The organism is Actinocorallia herbida (genome assembly GCF_003751225.1).
Classification (GTDB): Bacteria; Actinomycetota; Actinomycetes; order Streptosporangiales; family Streptosporangiaceae; genus Actinocorallia; species Actinocorallia herbida.
This window is the reverse complement of the sequence record NZ_RJKE01000001.1, coordinates 4,721,549-4,744,506: the sequence shown is the minus strand read 5'-3', so window position 1 is coordinate 4,744,506 and position 22,958 is coordinate 4,721,549. Positions and strand designations below refer to the sequence as shown.

The 22,958-nt window shown below is 75.7% G+C and carries 8 protein-coding genes; 7 read left to right on the top strand and 1 reads right to left on the bottom strand.

Annotated features, from left to right (window positions below; all coding sequences use genetic code 11):
* Positions 1–82 precede the first annotated feature (82 nt).
* From EDD29_RS21850 to EDD29_RS21825, 6 genes are read left to right on the top strand one after another with little or no spacing between them, the layout of a single operon-like run.
* On the top strand, positions 83–1,102 hold the full coding sequence (locus tag EDD29_RS21850) for an SAM-dependent methyltransferase (protein ID WP_170201503.1): 1,020 nt from the start codon (positions 83–85) through the stop codon (positions 1,100–1,102).
* Positions 1,095–2,015 (top strand): NAD(P)-dependent oxidoreductase, encoded by a 921-nt coding sequence (locus tag EDD29_RS21845; RefSeq protein WP_123666201.1) that lies wholly within the window; start codon positions 1,095–1,097, stop codon positions 2,013–2,015. Before EDD29_RS21850 ends, EDD29_RS21845 begins: the two co-directional genes overlap by 8 nt.
* Positions 2,012–7,327 (top strand): type I polyketide synthase, encoded by a 5,316-nt coding sequence (locus EDD29_RS21840; RefSeq protein WP_211359827.1) that lies wholly within the window; start codon positions 2,012–2,014, stop codon positions 7,325–7,327. The genes EDD29_RS21845 and EDD29_RS21840 overlap by 4 nt, the downstream gene beginning before the upstream one ends.
* A gap of 37 nt (positions 7,328–7,364) precedes the next feature.
* Positions 7,365–13,730: a type I polyketide synthase gene (locus EDD29_RS21835; protein ID WP_123666200.1), complete on the top strand. Its 6,366-nt coding sequence runs from the start codon at positions 7,365–7,367 to the stop codon at positions 13,728–13,730.
* A gap of 35 nt (positions 13,731–13,765) precedes the next feature.
* Complete coding sequence (locus EDD29_RS21830) at positions 13,766–19,840, top strand: type I polyketide synthase (protein ID WP_170201502.1); 6,075 nt, start codon at positions 13,766–13,768, stop codon at positions 19,838–19,840.
* A gap of 26 nt (positions 19,841–19,866) precedes the next feature.
* The gene (locus EDD29_RS21825) at positions 19,867–21,462 is read left to right on the top strand and encodes an aspartate aminotransferase family protein (RefSeq protein ID WP_123666198.1); all 1,596 of its coding nucleotides are present in this window, start codon (positions 19,867–19,869) and stop codon (positions 21,460–21,462) included.
* 21 nt (positions 21,463–21,483) lie between these two features.
* Here the strand turns inward: EDD29_RS21825 and EDD29_RS21820 are convergent, their stop codons facing one another.
* Positions 21,484–22,221 carry an SDR family NAD(P)-dependent oxidoreductase gene (locus tag EDD29_RS21820; protein ID WP_123666197.1) on the bottom strand — a complete coding sequence of 246 codons (738 nt, stop codon included), beginning with the start codon at positions 22,219–22,221 and terminating at the stop codon, positions 21,484–21,486.
* 404 nt (positions 22,222–22,625) lie between these two features.
* On the opposite strand from EDD29_RS21820, the gene EDD29_RS21815 reads away from it, so the two are divergent.
* The gene (locus EDD29_RS21815) at positions 22,626–22,955 is read left to right on the top strand and encodes a hypothetical protein (protein ID WP_148086044.1); all 330 of its coding nucleotides are present in this window, start codon (positions 22,626–22,628) and stop codon (positions 22,953–22,955) included.
* Positions 22,956–22,958 lie beyond the last annotated feature (3 nt).

Sequence of the window (22,958 nt, the reverse complement as noted above, 5' to 3'; positions counted from 1 at the left end):
CGGACCGCGTGCCGCACGGCCGATCCGCGCCATGCCCGCCGCACGGGTGCCACGGCACGCGACCACCGAGCAGAGGACCCGCATGACCGCCACAGTTCAGCCCACCCTCCCGGACTCCTTCGTGCGGGGACCCGCGGCAGGGCACTTCTCGTCCTACGTCGTCGCGGTCGCGCTCTCCGCGGCCCACGAACTCGGGATCCTCGACCGCCTCGCCGCCGACGGCTCCTACCGCCTCGACGCCGACCGGGAACTCGATCCGGTGGTGGTCGAGCGCCTGCTGAACGGCCTCGTCTGGGGTGACGTCGTGCGACTTGAGGACGGGGTCGCCTTCCCGGGTCCCGGCTTCGCCGACGCGTACGCGGCCCGCGGCTACTTCTACTGGATGGTGCGCGGCTGCGGCGCCCTGTTCAGCGAGGCGCCCCGGGTGGCCCGGCACACAGAGCGCGACGGCGTCTTCTACCGCCGCGACATGCGGGCGGTCGCGGTCGGCTCGCATCTGATCGGCGACACCGCGGTCGAGGGCCTGTACGACGCGTTGCTGGCCGAGCGGGCCTTCGGCACCCTGGCCGACCTGGGCTGCGGGTCCGGCCGGCGGCTGATGCGCGTCGCCGAGCACCGTCCGGGCGTCCGGGGGATCGGGGTGGACATCGCGCCCGCCGCGGTCGAGCTCGCCGGGAGGTCCATCGCGGACGCGGGGCTGGCCGACCGGATCACGGTCTGCCGGGCCGACGTCCTCGATCTGCCCGCGATCCCCGGCGGCGCGGACGTCGACGTGATCACCTGCTCGTTCATGGGGCACGACTTCTGGCCCTACGACCGATGCGTCCGGACCCTGCGCGGGCTGCGCGGGGCATTCCCCAACGCGGGCCGCTTCCTGCTGTGCGACGTCGCGCGCACCACCCGGACGCCCGGCCCGGACACCCCCATCTTCACGCTCGGATTCGAGCTGGTCCACGCCCTGATGGGCGTCTACCTCCCGACCAGGGACGAATGGCTCGGCGCGTTCGCCGCGTCCGGCTGGCGCTGTGTCGCCGCCCACGACGTGACCGCCCCTCCCGGCGGCGTGATGTTCGAGCTCGAACCCGCCGCCGACCATGCCTGATCCCGTCGCGGCGGCGCACGACCGGCGGCCGGTCGCGGTCCTCGGCCTCGGCCTGATGGGGTCCGCGCTGGCCAGGGCGTTCATCAGGCGCGGCCACCCGACCACCGTCTGGAACCGCTCGCGCGAGAAGGCCGGCCCGCTCGTCGCGCTGGGCGCCCGGCCGGCCGGCACGCCCGCCGAGGCGTTCTCGGCGGCCGGCCTCGCGGTGGTCTGCCTCAGCGGCAACGACGCGGTGCTGCGGACCTGCGAGCCCGCGGGCGACGCGCTCGCCGGCCGGACCCTGGTGAACCTCACCTCCGGCACGTCGAGCGAAGCCCGCGGTCTCGCCGCCTGGGCGGCCGGCCGGGGCGCGGACTACCTCGACGGGGTGCTCCTGACGACCCCGGACGCCGTCGGCGCGCCCGACACCGCGGTGCTCTACGCGGGGCGGCGCGAGGTGTTCGACGCGCACCGCCCGACGCTGCGCGCGCTCGGCGGCGGCCTCACCCGCCTCGGTGACGACCCGGGACTCGCCGCGCTGTACGACCTCGCCCTTCTGGACATGCTGTGGGCGAGCCTGAACGGGTTCCTGCACGCGGCGGCGCTCGTCGCCACCGAGCACGTCAAGGCGGGGGAGTTCGCACCGTTCGCCGATCTGCTCTTCGCCGGCCTGCCCTCTTTCGTCGCCCGCTACGCGCGGCAGATAGACGAGGGCGCCTACGCGGCCGAGGACTCGACGCTGGAGACGCACCTCCCGGCGGCCGGGCATCTCCTCGCCGAGAGCCTGGCCAGAGGGGTGGACGCGGACCCGCCCAGGCGGCTCAGGGCGGTCATCGAGAAGGCGGTCGCCGAGGGCCACGGCCAGGACGGCTACGCGCGCGTCATCGAGCAGTTCAGGAAGGCTCCGGTGCCGCTGGAGCCCAGCGCCGGGTGAAGACCGGGACCGGAGGCGAGATTCCCGTGGCCGACGAGGAACGACTGCGCCGCTACCTCAAGCGGGCCGTGGCGGACGCGGTGGAGAGCCGGCGCGGCCTGCGCGAACTTCAGGACCTGACGCGCGCGCCGATCGCGATCGTCGCGATGTCCTGCCGCTACCCCGGCGACGTGGCCTCGCCGGAGGACCTGTGGCGCCTGGTGGCCGACGGCGTGGACGCGGTGTCGCCCTTCCCCGGCGATCGCGGCTGGCCGCCGCCTGCGGACCTCTACGACGCCGACGCCGACGCGCCGGGCAGGTCCTATGTCCGGCACGGCGGCTTCCTGCGCGGCGCCGACCTGTTCGACCCGGGCTTCTTCGGCATGTCGCCGCGTGAGGCGCTGGCCACCGACCCCCAGCAGCGGCTCCTGCTGGAGACCGCGTGGGAGGCGTTCGAACGGGGCCGGATCGTCCCCGGCTCCCTGCGGGGCAGCCTGACCGGCGTCTACGTCGGGACGATGTACAGCGACTACGGAGCGCGCCCGTTCCTGCCCGCGCGCGGATTCGAGGGCCACCTGTTCAGCGGCAGCGCGGGCAGCGTCGCCTCGGGAAGGCTCGCCTACACCTTCGGGCTGGAGGGCCCGGCCGTCACCGTCGACACCGCGTGCTCGTCCTCCCTCGTAGCCCTCCACCTCGCGGTGACCGCGCTGCGCCGCGGCGAGTGCGACCTCGCGCTCGCCGGCGGCGTGACGGTGATGTCCACGCCCCGGGCGTTCGTGGAGTTCTCGCGGCTCCGCGGCCTCGCCGCCGACGGACGGTGCAAGCCCTTCGCCGCGGCCGCCGACGGCACCGGCTGGGCCGAAGGGGCGGGGCTGCTCCTGCTGCAACGACTGTCGGACGCGCGCCGCGACGGCCGTCAGGTCCTCGCCGTCATCCGGGGCAGCGCGGTCAACCAGGACGGCGCGTCCAACGGGCTCAGCGCGCCCAGCGGCCCGGCGCAGGAGAAGGTGATCCGCCGGGCGCTGGCCGATGCCGGGCTGGAGACCGCGGACGTGGACGTGGTCGAGGCGCACGGCACGGGGACGCCGCTGGGCGATCCGATCGAGGCGCGCGCGTTGCTGGCGACGTACGGGGCCGGGCGTGCGGTGGATCGGCCGTTGTGGCTGGGGTCGCTCAAGTCGAACATCGGTCATGCCGCGGCTGCGGCGGGGGTGGGCGGGGTGATCAAGATGGTGCAGGCGTTGCGGCACGGCGTCCTGCCCCGCACCCTGCACGCCGAGGAGCCCACGCCCCGGATCGACTGGGCCGGCGGTCCCCTGTCCCTGCTCGTGCGCGCGCGGGACTGGCCGCGGGCGGACCGCCCCCGCCGCGCCGCGGTCTCCGCGTTCGGCTTCAGCGGCACCAACGCGCACGTCGTCCTGGAGGAGGCGGAGCGCTCCGACGTGCCCGCGCCGCGACCCGCGGAGGGCTCGTTCCCGGTGCCGTGCGTGCTGTCGGCGAAGTCGCCGGGCGCGCTGCGCGAGCAGGCGCGCCGGATGGGGGCGCTGCTCGCCGGGGATCCGGCCGTGGGCCATGTGGACGCGGCGTTCTCGTCGGCGACGACGCGGGCGGCGTTGGCGCATCGGGCCGTGGTGGTGGCGGGGGATCGGGCGGAGCTGATCCAGGGGCTTTCGGAGATCGCCGAGGGCGCTCCGGGGCCGTTGCCGGGGGAGCGGCAGGACGGGCGTCTGGCCTTCATGTTCACCGGTGGTGGTGCGCAGCGGGTGGGGATGGCGGGGGAGTTGTGTGCGGTGTTCCCGGTGTTCGCGGAGGCTTTCGATGAGGTGTGCGCGGCGCTGGATGAGTATTTGCCGCGTGTGTTGCGGGAGGTGATCGAGTCCGGGGACGGCCTGGATCGGATCGACTTCACGTTGGCGTCCACGTTCGCGGTGGAGGTGGCTTTGTACCGCCTTCTGGAGCACTGGGGCGTGCGTCCGGACTTCCTGGTCGGCCACTCATTGGGCGAGATCACCGCCGCCCACGTCGCCGGGGTGTTCTCCCTCGCCGACGCGGCGACCCTCGTCACGACCCGGGGCCGGCTGATGCTCGCGCTGTCCGACGGCGGGGCGATGATCGCCGTCCGGGCCTCGGTGGAAGAGGTGCGCCCGACGCTGGACACGGCGGGACGGGCGGTGATCGCCGTGGTCAACGGCCCGCGCGACCTGGTCGTCTCGGGGGACGAGGACGCGGTGCTCGCCGTGGCCGCCCGTTGGGCGCAGCGCGGCGGCTTCACCAAGCGGCTGCCGATCGGCTGCGCCTCGCACTCGCCCCGGATGGACCCGATGATCGGGGAGTTCCGCGCGGCCATCGACGGCCTCGCGCCGCGCCCGCCGCGCGTCCCGATCGTGTCGACGGTGACCGGTGAGATCGAACCCGACGACCGGTGGGCCTCCGCGGACCACTGGGCCGAGCAGGTCCGCCGTCCGGTCCGCTTCCTGGACGCCGTGCGGACCCTGGAGTCGCTGGGCGCGACGACGCTGCTGGAGATCGGGCCGGACGACGTGCTGGCCTCGATGGCCGAGACCTGTACCGAGGACGCCCTCGCGATCCCGGTCCTGCGCCATGGGGAACCCGAGGCCCGCGCGCTGATGGCGGCGCTCGGCACCCTGCACACGCGCGGTGTGCGCGCCGACTGGGACCGCCTCTTCGCCGGGACCGGGGCCCGCCCCGTCGACCTGCCGACCTACCCGTTCCAGCGCGAGCGCCACTGGCTGCACCCGGCCGCGCGCCCGGCCGCGCCCGGCGCGCACCGGTTCCTGGGCCCCGCCGTCGCCCTGGCCGACCGCGACGAGGTCGTCTTCGCCGGGGCGCTCTCCCTGCGGTCCGCGCCCTGGCTCGCCGACCACCTCGGATTCGGGGTCCCGGTCCTGCCGGGCTCCGTGCTGCTCGACCTCGCGCTGTGGGCGGGCGGTGAGGCGGGCTGCCCGGTCGTGGAACACCTGACCGTCCAGGTCCCGCTCACCCTCCCGGAAGACGGCGAGGTGCCCCTCCAGGTCCTGATCGGCGCGCCGGACGGGACCGGTGGCCGCCCCGTCACCGTGCACGCGCGGCCCGACGGCGGCGCGGGCCCGTGGACGGCGCTCGCCACGGGGCTGCTGCGCGCCGAGGACGCCACTTACTTCCCCGCCCCCGCGGAGAGCGCCGACGCCCTGGAGATCCTGCTCCCCGAGGAGCACGCGGCGGAGGCCGGGGACTTCGCCCTGCACCCGCTGCTGCCGGTGCCGCCCGAGACCGCCGACGCGGGGAACCCGCGCCTCGCCGCAGGCTGGCGCGGCGCTCGCCCGCACGGCGCCTGCGGCCGGGCGGTGCGGGCCCTGCTCACCCCGGTCGGCGGGGGCGCGGTGGCCGCGCTGCTGACGGACCGGGACGGCGCGCCGGTCGCGTCGATCGAGTCGATCGCCGTCCGCGACCTCGCCCGTGCCTCCCTCCTCGGCACGTCCCGCCCGCACGCGCTGCACCGCCTCACCTGGACCGACCGGGCCCTGGTGAGCCCCGGGCGTCCCGTCGTCTGGGCGATGCTCGGCCCTTGCCCGCACCCCGAACCCGGCGTCCCGGGGTACGACGGTCTCGCCGCCCTGCGCCGGGCCGTCGCGTCCGGCGCCCCGGTGGACGCGGTCCTGGCGCACCAGGGACCCGCCGAAGGCGCCGATCCCGTCGCAGGGGCGCACGAGGCGGCCGGACGGTGCCTGTCCCTGGTGCGGGAATGGCTGGCCGACGGCACGGGGTCCACCGCCCCGCTCGTGATCGTCACCAGGGGCGCGGTGGCCGCCACGGAGGCCGACGCGCCCGACCCGGGAGCGGCGGCCCTGTGGGGCCTGGTCCGGTCGGCCCAGGCCGAGTACCCCGGGCGGATAGTGCTGGTCGACGCCGACACCGAGCAGGTCGGACCGGACGCGCTGTCCCCGCTCCTCGGCGCGGACGAACCCCAGGCCGCCCTGCGCGCCGGCCGGATCCTCCTTCCCCGGCTGACCCGTGTCTCCGTCGCGGACGGTGGAACGCCCCCGGGCTGGGCGCCGCACGGCACGGTGCTGATCACCGGGGGCACCGGCGCGCTGGGCTCGGCGGTCGCCCGCCACCTGGCCGCGTCCCACGGGGTCACCCGCCTCCTCCTGGTCGGCCGCGGCGGCGAGGACGCCCCCGGCGCCGCACGGCTGCGCGCCGACCTCGCGGAACTCGGCGCGACGGCGAGGATCGCCGCGTGCGACGTCGCGGACCGGCGGGCGCTCGCCGCGCTGCTCGCCGAGGTGCCCGCCGCCCATCCGCTCACCGCGATCGTGCACACCGCGGGCGAGGCCGACGACCGCCCGCTCGCGGCGATGACCCCCGACCTCCTGACGACCGCGCTGCGCCCCAAGGCCGACGCGGCCCGGCACCTGCACGACCTCACCCGCGACGCCGACCTGCGGGCCTTCGTGCTGTTCTCCTCCGTCACCGGGATCGTCGGCGGGCCCGGCCAGGCCGGCCACGCGGCGGCGAACGCCTTCCTCGACGGGCTGGCACTGCACCGCCGGGCCCGGGGCCTGCCCGCGACGTCCCTGGCCTGGGGGCGCTGGGACGTCGAGGGAGGCATCGACGCGGGGGAGTCCCCCGCCGGGTTCCTGCCCGTCGCGGTCGCCGAAGGGCTCGAACTGCTCGACGCGGCGCTGGCCGCGGACCGGCCCGCCCTGGTCGTCGCCCCGCTCGACCTGTCGGCGGTCCGGGCCGATCCGCCGCCGCTGTTCCAGGACCTCGTTCCGGCGACGGACGCCCGTGCGGTCCCGGCGCGCGCGTCCCGATGGCTCGCGGAGGTGACCGACGCCGCGATGACCGACGCGGAACGCGGGCGGCGCGTGCTCGACCTCGTCCGCGCGGAGGCGGCCGCCGTGCTAGGGCTGCGCGAACCCGCCGCGGTCGACGTGCGGCTGCGGTTCCGGGACCTGGGGTTCGACTCCCTGACCGCGGTCGCCCTGCGCAACCGGCTGGGCGCGGCCTGCGCCGTCCGGCTCCCGGTGACCGCGGTCTTCGACCACCCAACGCCCGCCGCCCTCGCCGACTTCCTCCGCACCCGGATCGCGCCCCGCGAGGCACCGACCTCGCCCGCGCTCGCCGCGCTGGACCGCCTGGAGGAGGCCCTGGCCTCGGCGTCCGGGGCGGACGGCCCCGCCGTCGCCGACCGGCTGCGGACCCTGCTCCACCGATGGTCGGCGAGCGAGGCCGCGCCCGGTTCCGACGATCCCTCCCACGACCTCGCCTCGGCCTCGGCCGACGAACTGCTGGCCCTCATCGACCGCGAACTCGGCAGCGCGGCGCCCTAGCGCCCGCACCGCACCCAGAAGGAGACGAGGCACCGACGTGGCCGACGACGAGAAGCTGACCGAGTACCTGCGGTCGGTCACGACGGAACTGCGCAAGGCACGCGGCAGGATCGCCGACCTCGAACGGCCCGAGCCCATCGCCGTCGTCGGCATGGCGTGCCGCTACCCGGGCGGGGTCGCCTCGGCCGACGACCTGTGGCGGCTCGTCGCCGAAGGCCGCGACGCCGTCACCGGGTTCCCGGCCGACCGCGGCTGGGACCTCGACGCGCTCTACAGCGCGGACCCGGACGCCCCCGGCACGTCCTACACCCGTGAAGGCGGCTTCATCGAGCACGCGACGGAGTTCGACGCGGCGTTCTTCGGCATCTCGCCGCGCGAGGCGCTCGCGATGGACCCGCAGCAGCGGGTGCTGCTGGAGACCGCCTGGGAGGCCGTCGAGCACGCGCGGATCGACCCGGCCGCGTTGCGGGGCACGGCGGTGGGCGTCTTCGTCGGCGCGGTGGAGCAGTCCTACCTGGGGCTGCACGGACCCGCCGAGCTCGAAGGCCATCTGATGACGGGCAAGTTCGGCAGCGTCGCGTCCGGCCGTGTCTCCTACTCCTTCGGCTTCGAGGGCCCGGCGATCACCGTGGACACGGCGTGCTCGTCCTCGCTGGTCGCGGTGCACCTCGCGGCGCGGTCCCTGCGCGCGGGGGAGTCGTCGCTCGCGCTGGCAGGCGGCGTGACCGTCATGGGATCGCCGGGCGGGTTCGTCGACTTCGCCAGGCAGCGCGGGCTCGCCGCGGACGGCAGATGCAAGTCCTTCGCCGCGGCCGCCGACGGCACGAGCTGGGCCGAGGGCGCGGGCCTGCTCGTGCTCCAGCGGCTGTCGGACGCGCGCCGCGACGGGCGCCGCGTCCTCGCGCTCCTGCGCGCGTCCGCGCTGGGCCAGGACGGCGCGTCCAACGGGCTCGCCGCGCCGCACGGGCCCGCACAGGAGCGGGTGATCCGCCGCGCGCTGGCCGATGCCGGGCTGGAGGCCGCCGATGTGGACGCGGTCGAGGCACACGGCACCGGCACCCGCCTCGGCGATCCGATCGAGGCGGCGGCACTGCTGGCGACGTACGGGGCCGGGCGTGCGGTGGATCGGCCGTTGTGGCTGGGGTCGCTCAAGTCGAACATCGGTCATGCCGCGGCTGCGGCGGGGGTGGGCGGGGTGATCAAGATGGTGCAGGCGCTGCGGCACGGCGTCCTGCCCCGCACCCTGCACGTCGACAGGGCGACGCCGCTCGTCGACTGGGCGGAGGGCGGCGTCGCGCTCCTCACCGAGCGGCGGGCCTGGCCGGAGACGGGCCGCCCGCGCCGGGCCGCGGTGTCGGCGTTCGGGGTGAGCGGCACGAACGCGCACGTGATCCTGGAAGAGGTGCCAGAGCCCGAGGCCGAGCCCGGTTCCGCGGTGCCGTTCCCGGTGCCGTGCGTGCTGTCGGCGAAGTCGCCCGGGGCCTTGCGCGAGCAGGCGCGCCGGTTGGCGGGGCTGCTCGCGGGGGATGCGGGGGTGGGTCATGTGGACGCGGCGTTCTCGTCGGCGACGACGCGGGCGGCGTTGGCGCATCGGGCCGTGGTGGTGGCGGGGGATCGGGCGGAGCTGATCCGGGGGCTCGCGGAGATCGCGGACGAGGCTTCGGACGCGCTGCTCGGGCGGGAGCAGGACGGGCGTCTGGCCTTCATGTTCACCGGTGGTGGTGCGCAGCGGGTGGGGATGGCGGGGGAGTTGTGTGCGGTGTTCCCGGTGTTCAGGGAGGCTTTCGATGAGGTGTGCGCGGCGCTGGATGAGTATTTGCCGCGTGTGTTGCGGGAGGTGATCGAGTCCGGGGACGGCCTGGATCGGATCGACTTCACGTTGGCGTCCACGTTCGCGGTGGAGGTGGCTTTGTACCGCCTTCTGGAGCACTGGGGCGTGCGTCCGGACTTCCTGGTCGGCCACTCGCTGGGCGAGATCACCGCCGCCCACGTCGCGGGCGTCCTGTCCCTGCCGGACGCGGCCGCGCTGGTGACCGCACGGGGACGGCTGATGCTTTCCGTGTCCGGTGGCGGCGCGATGATCGCCGTCAAGGCGGGCGAGGACGAGGTGCGCGCGACGCTGGACGCCGCGGGCCGGGCCGTCATCGCCGCCGTCAACGGGCCCCGCGATGTCGTGGTCTCCGGCGACGAGGACGCGGTGCTCGCCGTGGCCGCCCACTGGGCGGGCCGGGGCCGCCGGGTGAAGCGGCTGCCGATCGGCTGCGCCTCGCACTCACCGCGGATGGACCCGATGATCGGCGAGTTCCGGTCGGTCCTCGGCGGCCTCGCCTTCCACGAACCGAGCGTCCCCGTCGTGTCAACGGTGACCGGGGGCGTCGAGTCCGGCCGGTGGACCTCCCCGGACTACTGGGCCGAGCAGGTGCGGCGTCCGGTCCGTTTCCTGGACGCCGTGCGGACCCTGGAGTCGCTGGGCGTGACGACGCTGGCGGAGGTCGGGCCGGACGACGTGCTGGCCTCGATGGCCGAGACCTGTGCCGAGGACGCCGTCGTGATCCCCGTCCTGAGCCACGGAGAGTCCGAGGCCCGTCAAGCGGTTCGTGCGCTGGGCGCGCTGCACGTCCGCGGCACGGGTGTCGCGTGGCCCGCGTTCTTCGCCGGGACCGGCGCCCGCTCCGTCGACCTGCCGACCTACCCGTTCGAGCGGGCGCGCTACTGGCTGCGCCCGCAGGCGGAAGGACAGGTGGAGCAGGGGGCGCACCCGTTCCTCGGCCCGCCGGTCTTCCTGGCGGGCCGCGACGAGGTCGTCTGCACCGCCACGGTCTCCGCCCGATCGGCGCCCTGGCTCACCCGGACCGGTGCCCCGGTCCTCCCCGTCGCCGTGCTGCTCGACCTCCTGGTGCGGGCGGGCGACGAAGTGGGGTGCGCCGTCGTCGACGAGCTGGTGCTGCCGGGACCCGTCGTGCTGCCGGAACGGGGGGCCCTGCGGCTCCAGTTCGTCCTCGGCCCCCGGGACGAGACGGGCGGACGGATGTTCACGGTCCACGCGGGCGGGGAGGGGGACCGGCCGGAGTGGACCGCGTGCGCCTCCGGCACGGTGCGCCGCGGGGTCGGCGGGCCCGACTGGGACCTCGCCGACTGGCCGCCTCCCGGCGCCGAGCGCGTCGGCCTGAAGGCGGACGGCCTGCCGGCGGTCTGGCGGGTGGGCGGCGACGTGTGCGCGGAAGCCGTCCTGCCCTCCGGGACCTCGGCGGACGGATTCGGGCTCCACCCCGCGCTGCTGGACGCCGCCCTGCGCCGCGCAGGGGTGCCGGAAGAGGTGGCCCGGTGCCGCGACGTCCGCCTGCACGCGGTCGGCGCGACCGCGATCCGCGTCCGGCGCACTCCCGGAGCCGACGGCTCGGTGGCGGTCCGCGTGGCCGACGCGACCGGAAGTCCCGTGGCGTCCCTCGGCTCCGTCCGCTTCCGCCCGGTCACGGCGGAGGACGTCGCCGGGACGCGGTCGCGGGCCCGTGCCGCGCTGTTCCAGGTCGCTTGGCACCCGGCCGTCCTCGCCCGGCGGGAAGGCGGCGGCCGCTGGGCGGTCCTGGACGTCGCGGGCGACGACGCCCCGCCGTGCCCGGAGGTGCGCGCCGCGCTGGGCGCCTCCGCGGTGTTCGGCGGCCTGGACACGGCTCTCCGCGCGTCGACCGGCGCCGAAGCCCTGGTCGTCCCCTTCCGGTATCCGCCCGGCGGCGACGTCGCGGCCCGTGTCCACGGCGCGACGCGGCTGGCCCTGGAGCTCGTCCGGGCCTGGGCCGCGGACGACCGGGCCGCGGACCTGCCCCTGGTCGTGGTGACGCGCGGCGCGGTGCCGACGGAGACGGGCGGCGTGTCCGACCTGGTGGCCGCCCCGCTCTGGGGTCTGCTGCGGTCGGCGCAGACCGAGATGCCCGGCCGGGTCGTCCTGATCGACCTGGACGGCGACCCCGCGTCGGCGGCGGTCCTGCCCTCGCTGCTGGCCTCCGGCGAGCCGCAGGCCGCGGTCCGGGGCGGCAGGGTGCTGGTGCCGCGCCTGGCCCGCCTCGGGCCGCCCCCTGGGCCCCCCGCGCGCGCGACGTGGCGGCCGGGCGGCACCGTGCTGGTCACCGGGGCCACCGGGGCACTCGGCGGGCTGTTCGCACGGCACCTGGTCCGCGCGCACGGGGTCTCCCACCTCCTGCTCGTGAGCCGCCGCGGCTCCGCCGCACCCGGCGCGCCGGACCTGGCCGCCGAGCTCACCGGGCTCGGCGCCGCCGTGACCTTCGCCGCCTGCGACCTCGCCGATCGCGCGGCGCTCGGCGCGGTCCTCGCCGCGATCCCCGACGACCACCCGCTCACCGCAATCGTGCACTGCGCAGGCGTCCACGACGACGGCATGATCACCGCGCTGAGCGCCGAGAGGCTCGCCGCGGTGCTGCGGCCCAAGGTCGACGCCGCGTGGCACCTGCACGACCTGACGCGCGGCCACGACCTGTCGGCCTTCGTGCTGTTCTCGTCCGTCGGAGGCGTGCTCGGCGGCGCGGGGCAGGCGAACTACGCGGCGGCCAACGCCTTCCTCGACGCGCTCGCCGAGCACCGGGCCGGACTGGGGCTGCCCGCGACGTCGCTGGCCTGGGGGCTGTGGGCGGGCGTCGGCGGCATGGACGAAGGACTGGGCGAGGCCGACCGGGCCCGGATGACGCGCTCCGGCCTGCTCCCCGTCACCGCGGAGACCGGTCCGCGCATGCTCGACGCGGCGCTCGGCGAGGCGCGGGCGGCCTTCGTGGCCACCCCGCTGGACCTGCCGGTCCTGCGCTCCGGACGGGCCACGGCACCGCTTCTGTTCGGCGATCTGGCCCGGAACACGGGTCGGCGGGACGTGCGCCAGGGCGTCGCCGGAGGCCGGGCGCTGGCCGAGCGGCTGACCGAACTGCCGGAAGAGGGGCGATACGCGGTGGTGTCCGGCCTCGTTCGCACCGAGGCCGCGCTCGCCCTCGGCCACGGCGGCCCCGATGCCGTCGGCCCCGACCGCCCCTTCACCGACCTCGGCTTCGACTCGCGCATCTCCGTTGACCTGCGCAACCGGCTCGCCTCGGCGACCGGGGTCCGGCTGCCCGCCTCCGTGGTCTTCGAGCACCCCACCCCGGCGGCGCTGGCCGAGCGGCTGTGCGCCGAACTGCTCGGCACGGCCGCCGCCCGCACCGTCGATTTCGCCGCCGACGTCCGCCTCGACGAGGACGTGCGGCCCGCCCGCGAACTCCACCACACGGTCGCCGACCCCGGGGACGTCCTGCTCACCGGTGCGACCGGATTCCTCGGCGCGTTCCTGCTCCGCGACCTGATGCGCACGACGCACGCCAGGATCCACTGCCTGGTGCGCGGCGGCGACGGCGCGGACGCGGCGCGGCGGCTGCGCGAGAACCTCGCGTGGTACCGGATCGCCGACCAGGTCGATCCGGCGCGGCTCTCGGTCGTCACCGGCGACCTCGCCGCGCCCGGCCTCGGCCTCGGCGAAGCCGAGTTCGACGCCCTCGCGCGGCGCGTCGACGCCGTCTACCACGCCGGATCCGCGGTCAACTGGCTCCTGCCCTACGCCGGGCTCAGGGCGGCCAACGTCGCGGGGCTCCGCGAGATCCTGCGGCTGGCGGCCCGGCACCGGACCGTCCCGGTGCACTACGTGTCCAGCACAGGCGTCTTCCCCGACACGGCGCAGGGCGGCGCGCCCTTCGCCGCGGACGACCCGACGGGCCCGCCGGAGGCGCTGTCGAACGGGTACCGGCAGAGCAAATGGGCGGCCGAGCAGGTCATCGGGATCGCGCGGGAGAGGGGGCTGCCCGTCACGGTGTTCCGGCCCGACTTCCTCTGGGGCGACCAGGCCGGCGGGGCCTGCCAGACGCGCGACTTCGTGTGGCTGAGCCTCAAGGGCATGATCCAGGCCGGCGGGGTGCCCGCGGGCCTGTCCGGGACCCTGCACATGGTGCCGGTGGACTACGCCTCCGCGGCGATCGTGGCGCTGTCCCGGCGACCGGACGCCGCCGGACGGACGTTCCACCTGTACGACGAGCGGGGCACCGGGTACCTCGATCTCGTGGACCGCCTCAGGACCGCGGGCTACCGGCTCCCCGAGCAGGACGCCGGTTCCTGGCGGGCCGCGGTGCTGGCCGACCCGGGCAACGCCGTCCGCCCCCTGCTCGACACCTTCCTGCGGATCCTGGACGAGGGCATGGGCGCCCCGCCTATCGACGTGACGGAGACCGGGCTCGCGCTTTCCGGCACCGGCATCGGGTGCCCGCCCGTCGACGGGCCGCTGTTCACGAAGTCCGTGGACTTCTTCGTCAGGTCGGGCTACCTGCCCGCGGTGCCGAGTAGCGCCGACCCGGCCCGGGAAAGCACCGCGGCCCGGTGACCTGCGACATGACGACCTTGGAGGCGGGAATGCGGGTGGATCTCAGTCCGGTGGCGGCGGTGCGGCGGCAGGCCGGCCGGTCCTGCGCCGGCCCGGCGCTGCGGTACGAGGGCGCCGAGATCGGCTATCCGGACCTCGTGGACCGCGCCGGGCGCCTCGCCGAAGTGCTCGCCGAAGGCGGGGCGACCCGGGGCTGCCGGGTCGCCTACCTCGGGCTCAACAGCCCGACCCTCCTGGCGGCATACCTGGCCTGCGCCTGGCTGGGCGCGGTCTTCGTCCCGGTGAACCCCATGCTGCGGCCGGACGAGCTGGGGGAGGTCCTCACCGACTGCGACGCGCACACCCTTCTCGTGGAGCCGGCACACCGCTCGGCGGTCGAGGCCGTCCGCGCGGCGGCACGCCTGCTGCTCGTCGACGACGATCACGCGACGGGTCCCGCCGTCCCTCCGGGGCCGTGCTGGACCTCGCTCGGCACCGCGCTGGCCGGGGCCGCCCGCCCGCCGCGGGAGCCCGTGACGTGCAAGGCCGACGACCTTGCGGTCCTGCTGTACACCTCCGGCACGACGGGGCGGGCCAAGGGAGTCCGGCTCACCCACGGGAACCTCTGGTGGAACGGCGCGAACGTCGGCTGGGCGACCGGCACGACGGGCCGCGAGGTCAACCTGGTCGTCACCCCGCTGTTCCACATCGGCGGCCTGAGCTCCTTCACTCTGCGCACGCTGGCCCACGGCGGGACGACGGTCCTGCGCCGGACGTTCGATCCCGACGTGGTCCTGCGGGACCTGGTCGAGCACCGCGTCGGCACGCTCCTCGGGGTGCCCTCGGTGTACTCGGCGGTCGCGCGGACGCCGGGCTTCGCGGCCGCCGACCTGTCCGGGCTGCACACCGCGGTCGTGGCGGGCGCGCCCGTGCCGTGCGCGCTGATCGAGGACTACGCGGCACGGGGCGTGCTGCTCCGGCAGGCGTGGGGGCTCACCGAGACCGCGCCCTTCGCGACCCTCCTGCCGGTGGACCTGACCCTGCGCAAGACCGGGTCGGCGGGCCCCGCCCTGCCGTTCACCCGGATCCGGCTGGTCGACCCGGTCACCCGCGCGGTCCTCGACGGGCCGGGTGCGCGGGGCGAGGTCTGCGTGCTCGGCCCCAACGTCACGCCGGGGTACTGGCGTGATCCCGCCGCAGACGCCGCGGCGTTCGGCGACGGCTGGTTCCACAGCGGAGACATCGGCGAGATCGACGCCGACGGCCACCTTCGCCTCGTCGACCGGTGGAAGAACATGGTCATCACGGGCGGTGAGAATGTCTACCCCGCCGAGGTCGAGCGCGTCCTGGCCGGGTGTCCGGGTCTCGCGGAGGTCGCGGTCGTCGGCGCGCCCCATGGGACGCGGGGCGAAGTGGTGGTCGCGGTCGCGGTCCCGTCCGACGGGGCGGAGCCCACGCTGGACGAGGTCCGCGCCTTCGCGGCCCCCCGGCTGGCCGCCTACAAGCTGCCGGTGCGACTGCGCCTCCTCGCCGCGCTGCCGCGCAACGCGACGGGCAAGGTCGATCTTCCGGCGCTGCGGGCCCTGCCGCCCGACGGGCCGCCGACGATCCCCGTCCCGCCCGGACGGCGGCTCGAAGACCTCGTGGCATCGGCGACCACCGCGGCGCTGGGGCACACCCCTCCCGGCCTGCGCTCCGGGGCGGCGTTCGCCGACCTCGGGGTCGACTCGCTCGCGGCGGTCGACCTCCGCGACCGGCTGAGCGAGGCGACGGGGATCGCGCTGCCCGCGTCCCTCGTCTTCGACCACCCCACGCCCGCCGCCGTCGTCGAGCACTTGCAGTCGCGGCTCCAGGGCGGGACGCCCCGGCCCGATCCGGCCGCCGCCGAGTCCGCGGAGCCGATCGCGATCGTCGGGATGGGCGTGCGGCTGCCGGGCGGGGTGACCGGCCCGGAGGCGCTGTGGGAGCTGCTGGAGCGGGAGGGCGACGCGATCTCGGCGTTCCCGGCGGACCGGGGCTGGGACCTGGCCGCCCTCCACGAATCCGGCTCGCCCGGCGGCTCGTGCACCCGGCACGGCGGCTTCCTGCACGACGCCGCGCTGTTCGACGCGGAGTTCTTCCAGATCTCGCCGCGCGAGGCCCTGGCGATGGACCCGCAGCAGCGCCTGCTGCTGGAGACCTCGTGGGAGGCGCTGGAACACGCGGGGATCGACCCGGTCTCGCTGCGCGGCCGCGAGGTGGGCGTCTTCCTCGGCCTGTTCGCCAACGGGTACGCCGACCGCCTTCCGGCCCGCGCGGACCTGGCCGGCTACCGCACGACGGGCGGCCTGACGAGCATGGCCGCGGGCCGCGTCGCCTACGTGCTCGGGTTGCGCGGCCCGGCGCTGGTCGTCGACACCGCGTGCTCGTCGTCCCTGGTCGGCCTGCACCTCGCCGTCCGGGCCCTGCGGGCGGGCGAGTGCACGATGGCGCTGGCCGGAGGCGCGACGGTGATGGCGGGCCCCGAAGGCTTCGTGGAGTTCTCGCGGCAACGCGGGCTCGCGGCGGACGGCCGGTGCAAGTCCTTCGCCGACGCGGCCGACGGGACGTCCTGGAGTGAGGGCGTGGGCGTCCTGGTCCTGGAGCGGCTGTCCGACGCCCGCCGGAACGGCCACCGCGTGCTGGCGCTCGTCCGGGGCTCGGCCGTCAACCAGGACGGCGCGTCGAACGGGCTCACCGCCCCGAACGGCACCTCCCAGCAGCGGGTGATCCGCCGCGCGCTGGCCGACGCCGGCCTGTCGCCCGCCGACGTCGACGCGGTGGAGGCGCACGGCACCGGCACCGTCCTCGGCGATCCGATCGAGGCCGAAGCACTCCTCGCCGTCTATGGCGCGGACCGCCGCGATCCGCTGCTGCTCGGATCGCTGAAGTCGAACGTCGGCCACACCCAGGCCGCGGCCGGCGTCGCCGGGGTGGCCAAGATGGCGCTCGCCCTGGGCCGCGGCGTCCTGCCCCGCACGCTGCACGTCGACCTTCCCTCGTCGAAGATCGACTGGTCGGCGGGCTCGCTGGCGCTGCTGACCGAGCGGCTCGGGTGGCCCGACCGGGGCCGTCCCCGCCGCGCCGCCGTGTCGTCCTTCGGCATCAGCGGCACCAACGCCCACGTGATCCTCGAACAGGCCCCGCAGGAGGCGGCACGGCCGGAACCCGCCGAGGGCGGTCCCGTGCCGGTCGTGGTGTCGGCCCGGTCGGCCCGCGCCCTGGCCGAGCAGGCGAGACGGTTCGCGGCGGCCCTCGACGCCGGGGCCCGGCTCCCGGACCTGGCCAGGTCCGCGACCGCCAGGACCAGGTGGGAGCACCGGGCCGTGGTCGTCGCGGGCGACCGCGCACAGGCCCTGGACGGTTTGCGCGCGCTCGCGGAGGGCCGGGACGACCCCCATCTGGTCGGCCCGGCGCACGGCGCTCCCGGCCGGACCGTCTTCGTCTTCGCCGGTCCGGCGCAGCCCACGGCGTCGGCACCCGACGCCGCATGGTCGACCGAACCGGCGTTCGCCGCCCGCATGGCCGAATGCCGCATCGCGCTGGCCCCCCACCTGCCCCGCCCGGCCCCCGCCACCACCGACGCGGCGGCCTGGCACCTGCCGGAGTCCGCAGGTCCAAGGGCCTTCGCCACGATGCTGTCTCTGGCGGCCCTCTGGCGCTCACACGGCATCCACCCTGACGCCGTCCTGGGCACCGGCATCGGCGAACTCGCCGCCGCCTGCGCCTCCGGCGCCCTCCCCCTGGCCGACGCGGCCCGCCTGGCCGCCGCCCACGGCGCCCCCGTGCCCGCCGGTGCGGAGACGAAGGCGCTGGGCGTGGTCCTGATCAGTGCTCCGGAGGTGCCGTGGTACTCCACGGCGGAAGGGGACTGGGTGAGCGGCCCTGGGTCGTACCGGTTCGGTGCGGCGGAGGAGGGGGTCGGTTCCGCGGTTCGGGGGCTTGCCGCGAGGGGGTTCGGCGTGTTCGTCGAGATGGGCGCGGGTCCGGCGGCGTCGGGGGCCGCGGGGGTCGTGTGCGGATCGGCGAACGGGGGGCCGTTCGTCCGCGCGCTGGCGGAGGCGTTCGTTGCGGGCGCGGGGGGCGACTTCGCGCCGGTGCTGGAAGGCCGGGGCCGGACGGTGCCGCTGCCGACCTACCCGTTCCAGCGGAGCCGGTACTGGTGGAGTGCCGAGGACGCGGGATCCGCGTCCGTCGCCGACGGCGCCGCGGAGGTCGTCGAGCACGGCGACCATGCCGCGTCGTCCTCCTGCGGCACCGCCGACGTGCTCGGGGCGTCCGGGTCCGGGTCCGGTGCGGACGGCGCCGCGGATCGGGGCGCGGCTCCGGCGCTCTTCCACGTCGCCTGGAGCCGGGTCGGGACGCCCGGTGGCGGACCTCGGCTGGCCGCGGTGACGGGGACGCGGGACCTCGCGGCGGTCGAGGGAGGCGCGCTCCCCGTGCTGATGCCCGGGGAAGGCGGGCCGTCCGCGGACCCGGTCCGGGCGCGGGGCGCGGTCAGCCGGGTCCTCGACGTGGTCAGGGCGTTCCTGGCGGAGCCCCGGGGCAAGGGCCGCCGCCTGATCGTCGCGACCCGGTGCGCGGTGGCCGTCGCCGACGGCGACGTGGTCGACCCGGCCGAGTCCGCGGTCTGGGGCGCGGTGCGCGCGGCGCAGCGCGAGCACCCCGGCCGGTTCGTGCTCGCCGATCTGGGCGGGGACACCGGGGCGCCGCCCGCCGTGCTCGCCGCCGCGGGCTCGGCGGACGAGCCGGAGTTCGCGGTCCGCGCCGGATCGGTCTGGGTTCCCCGGCTCCGCAGGACGGAGTACATGCGCCGTCCGGGGCGGCTCGCCCCCGACGGCACGGTCCTGATCACCGGGGGCACCGGCGCGCTCGGCGGGCTGACGGCCCGGCACGTCGTCTCGGCGCACGGGGTGCGCAGCCTGCTGCTGGCCTCCCGCCGCGGCGAGGACGCGGAGGGCGCGGCCGATCTCCGCGCGGAACTGCGCGCGTTGGGCGCCCGGGTCGAGATCGCCGCCTGCGACGTCGCCGACCGCGCGCAGGTGCGGGCGCTGCTGCGCCGGGTCCCGCACGACGTGCCGCTGACCGCGGTGATCCACACCGCGGGCGTCCTGGACGACGGGGCGGTCGGGGCGATGGACGCCGACCGCGTCGACCGGGTCTTCCGGGCCAAGGCCGACGCGGCGGTCTGGCTCGACGAACTCACCCGAGGTCTCCGCCTCGACGCCTTCGTCCTGTTCTCCTCGGTCGCGGGCGCGCTGGGCACGGCGGGACAGGCGAACTACGCCGCGGCCAACGCCTTCCTCGACGGGATCGCGCACCTCCGCCGGGCCGCGGGCCTGCCCGCGACGTCGCTCGCGTGGGGGCTATGGGACGTGGAAGGAGGTATGGGCGGGCGGCTCGGGCCGGCCGACCTGGAGCGCATCGCCCGCACGGGCCTGCGCCCCGTCACCGGGGCGGAGTGCCTGCGCCTGCTGGACGTCGCGCTGGCCCCGGCTCGAGACAGCCGGGAGCACGCCGTGCTCCTGCCGATCGCGCTGGACCCGTCGGCCCTGCGCCGTCAGGCCGACGCGGGCCGGTTGCCGTCGCCACTCCGGGATCTGGTCCCGTCGGTCCCGCCGCGGCCCGCACCGGCGGCCCGGCCCGGCGACCTCCTCCACCTGGTGCGCACGGAGGCCACCGCGATCCTCGGCCGGGAGGGCACCGAGCGGATCGGGGCCGAGCAGTCGTTCGAGAGCGCGGGGATCGACTCGCTCACCGCGCTGGAACTGCACGAACGCCTCGCCGAGGCGACCGGGGTGGAACTCGCCGAGACGCTGGTCTTCGACCACCCGACGCCCGCCGCCGTCGCCGCCCACCTGCGGGCGCGGCTGGCCGCCGCCGCTCGCCTCGCCGCGCTCGACGGGCTGGAGAAGGCGCTCGCCGAGCCGCCCGCCGACGAGGCGGAACGCCGCCTGCTCGGGATGCGCCTGCACGCGGTCCTCGACCGCCTCGGCGCGGATCCCGGCATCTCCGACGTTCCCGACGCTCCCGCAAGGGAGACCGCGGACCTCGCCGACCTCGCCTCGGCGACCGACGACGAACTGTTCGCGTTCATCGACCACAGCCTCTGAACCGCCTCGCGAAGGAGATTCCGCCCATGTCATCCGCAGTCATCGCTGAGCACGCCGCCGAACCCGTCCCGGCCGAACCGCACCTGGCCGAGCCGTACATGGCGCGGACCCTGGCCGTTCTGGGTCTCTCCGTCGAATACGTGCGGGCCGAGGGCGACACCCTCTACCACCGCGACGAGCAGGGCGCGGAGCGCGCGGTCCTCGACCTGGTGGGCGCCTTCGGGGCCACGATCCTCGGCCACAACGACCCCGACGTCGTCGCGCACGCCAAGGCGATCCTGGACGCCCGGCTGCCGGTGTACGCGCAGTTCTCGCTGCACCCGTACGCCGACACCGTGGCCCGGAAGCTCAACGGCATCCTGACCCGCGAGCTGGGGGAGGCGGAACCCTACTTCGCGGTCTTCGCCAACAGTGGCGCCGAGGCCAACGAGATCGCGCTCAAGCACGCCGAACTCGACAGGGTGACGAGGCTCGCCGAGCTGTGCGGCGCGCTGCACGAGAACCGTGAGAACGCGAGGGCGGCGCTGGTGGAGGGCACCGCGGTCCTCGCGGACGACGCCTTCGCGGTGCTCGGCGTCGACGTCCATGACGCGGACCATCTGCTGAAGGCCGCCGAGCTGGCCAATGCCGAGAGCCTGTCCGCCCCGCCCGTCCTGCTCGCCCTGGAGGGCTCCTTCCACGGGAAGCTCGTCGGGAGCGTCCAGCTCACCCACAACCCGTCCTTCCGGCTGCCGTTCAGTTCGCTCGCCGCGCAGTGCCGATTCGTGCCGGCGGACCGGCCCGAGGCACTCGCCCGGATCGTCGAGGGCGAACGCAGGACGGTGTTCGACTTCACCCTCGACGCCGGAGTCGTCGGCGTCGTCGAACGCGACATGCCGGTCTTCTGTGCGTTCGTCCTGGAACCGATCCAGGGGGAGGCGGGCATCAACGTCCTCACCGAGGAGACCGCGCGGCACATCCAGCAGGTCTGCGCGGCGGTCGGCTGCCCCATCGTCATCGACGAGGTCCAGTCCGGCATGGGCAGGTCGGGGTCCTTCTTCGCGAGCGCCGGGATCGGCCTGCGCGGCGACTACTACACCCTCGCCAAGAGCCTCGGGGGCGGCGTCGCCAAGGCCGCGGTGACCCTGGTGCGCGCCTCGTGCTACCGCCAGGACTTCGACCTCATCCACAGTTCGACCTACGCGAAGGACGGCTTCTCCACCCGGATCGCGGAAAAGGTCATCGACCTCCTGGAGACGGACGGCGGCGCGGCCTACCGACTGGCCACGGCGAGGGGTGAGGCCCTGATGACGGAGCTCCGCGCCGTCCAGGCCGAGTTCCCGGACGTCGTCAAGGAGGTCCGCGGCAAAGGGCTGATGGTCGGCCTCGAGTTCCACGACCAGTCCGTGGCCGCCGCGCCGGCCCTCCGCGAGAAGGCCGACATGTTCGGCTATTTCGCCGCCGGATACCTCATGCGCGCCCACGCGATCCGCATCTTCCCGACCGCGAGCGCCGTGCACACCCTGCGCTTCGAGCCGTCGGTGCGGCTCACCGACGCCGCGATCGCCCGCACCGGCGCCGCGCTGCGCGACCTGTGCGGCGTCCTGCGCGCCCAGGACGCGGCGCGCCTGCTCGGCCTGTGAGACCCGAGGCGGCCTGCCCGGTCACGCGAGCAGGCCGCCGTCCACGACATACCCTGATCCCGTGACGAACCGGGCGTCATCGGAGGCGAGGAACAGCACCACGGCGCTGACCTCCTCCGGTGCGCCGATCCGGCCGAGCGGCGACATCTCCTTCATCATGAGGACGGCGTCGGCACTCCCCGGCGCGTCGTGCAGCAGCGGCGTGTCGATCGGTCCCGGATGCACCGAGTTCACCCGGATGCCTTTGGGCCCGAACTCCTTCGCCGCGACCCTCGTCATCCCGTAGGCGGCGAACTTCGACGCGGTGTAGCCGACCGCGCCCGCCTCGCCCACCATCGACGAGATCGAGCAGACGTTGACGATCGAGCCCCCTCCGGCCCGCGCCATCGGCCCGACCACCGCCTTCATGCCGAGGAAGACCCCGAGCGCGTTCACCTCCCACTCGCGCCGGAACCGCTCCTCGCTCAGGCTCTCGATCGGCTCGTGGTCCGCCACCCCCGCGTTGTTCACCAGGATGTCGACGGACCCGAACGCGCCCTCCGCTCTTTCGACGACCCGCGCCCAGTCGTCCGCGTTCCGCACATCGTGCCGGACGAACAGGGCCCCGTCCCCGATCCGGGCGGCCACCCCCTCGCCCGCCGCGTCCACGTCCGTCAGCACGACCCGGGCCCCTTCGGCGGCCAGCACCCGCGCATGCGACGCCCCCATGCCCCGCGCCGCCCCGGTCACGATCGCCACCCGCCCGCGCACCCTGCCCATGCCGCCCCCCGACGTCCGAAAAATCCCCTGACCGGCCCCGCGGCCGAACCAGGGGATCATCGCGCACCCCGCCCTGCGCCTCCCGCAGGACACGCCAGGCCGCACCGCGCCCGGTCGTCCGAGGCGTCGCGGCAGGCGCCGGACGGCGAACCCACCCCGCCTGCTGGTGATCAGCGAATCCGGCCTGGGCCGCTCCCGCGAACTCGGGCACCACCACCCGCACCTCCACTACGGAGGACCACCACGAGTTCGACGCCGGCCCCGCACCGGTCGTCCCGCCCCTGGGTCCGCCTCAACAACGGGCAGGGCGCCGGGACACGCCGCTCGGCCGTGGTGGCGGTGACGGGGTGGGATCTTGTGGAAGCTTTGGGTGACCGCCCCGTCGATACCCTCTGGAGAAGTCCGTGCGCAGTCGTTCTGTGATCCTGCTCGTTTCCGTTCCCGCGCTGTGCGCGGGGCTGCTCGGCGGGACGGCGGTGCCGGCCGCGGCGGCGACCGGTGCACTGGGCCTGGCGGGGAGCCGGGATGAGCGGGAGGTGGTCGACCCCGAGGCCGGGTGCCATCCGATGCCGATGAACTATGTCCGGCTCGTGGTGAACCACACGGACAAGGACATCACCTTCTATCCCGAGCCGGACTGCCGGGACAGGCCCGTTCCGCAGGCCTTCACCGTCCAGGCCGACTACCTGCACAGATCTGGAGGTTTCGCGCAGTCCTACCGGGTGCCCGAGTAGGCC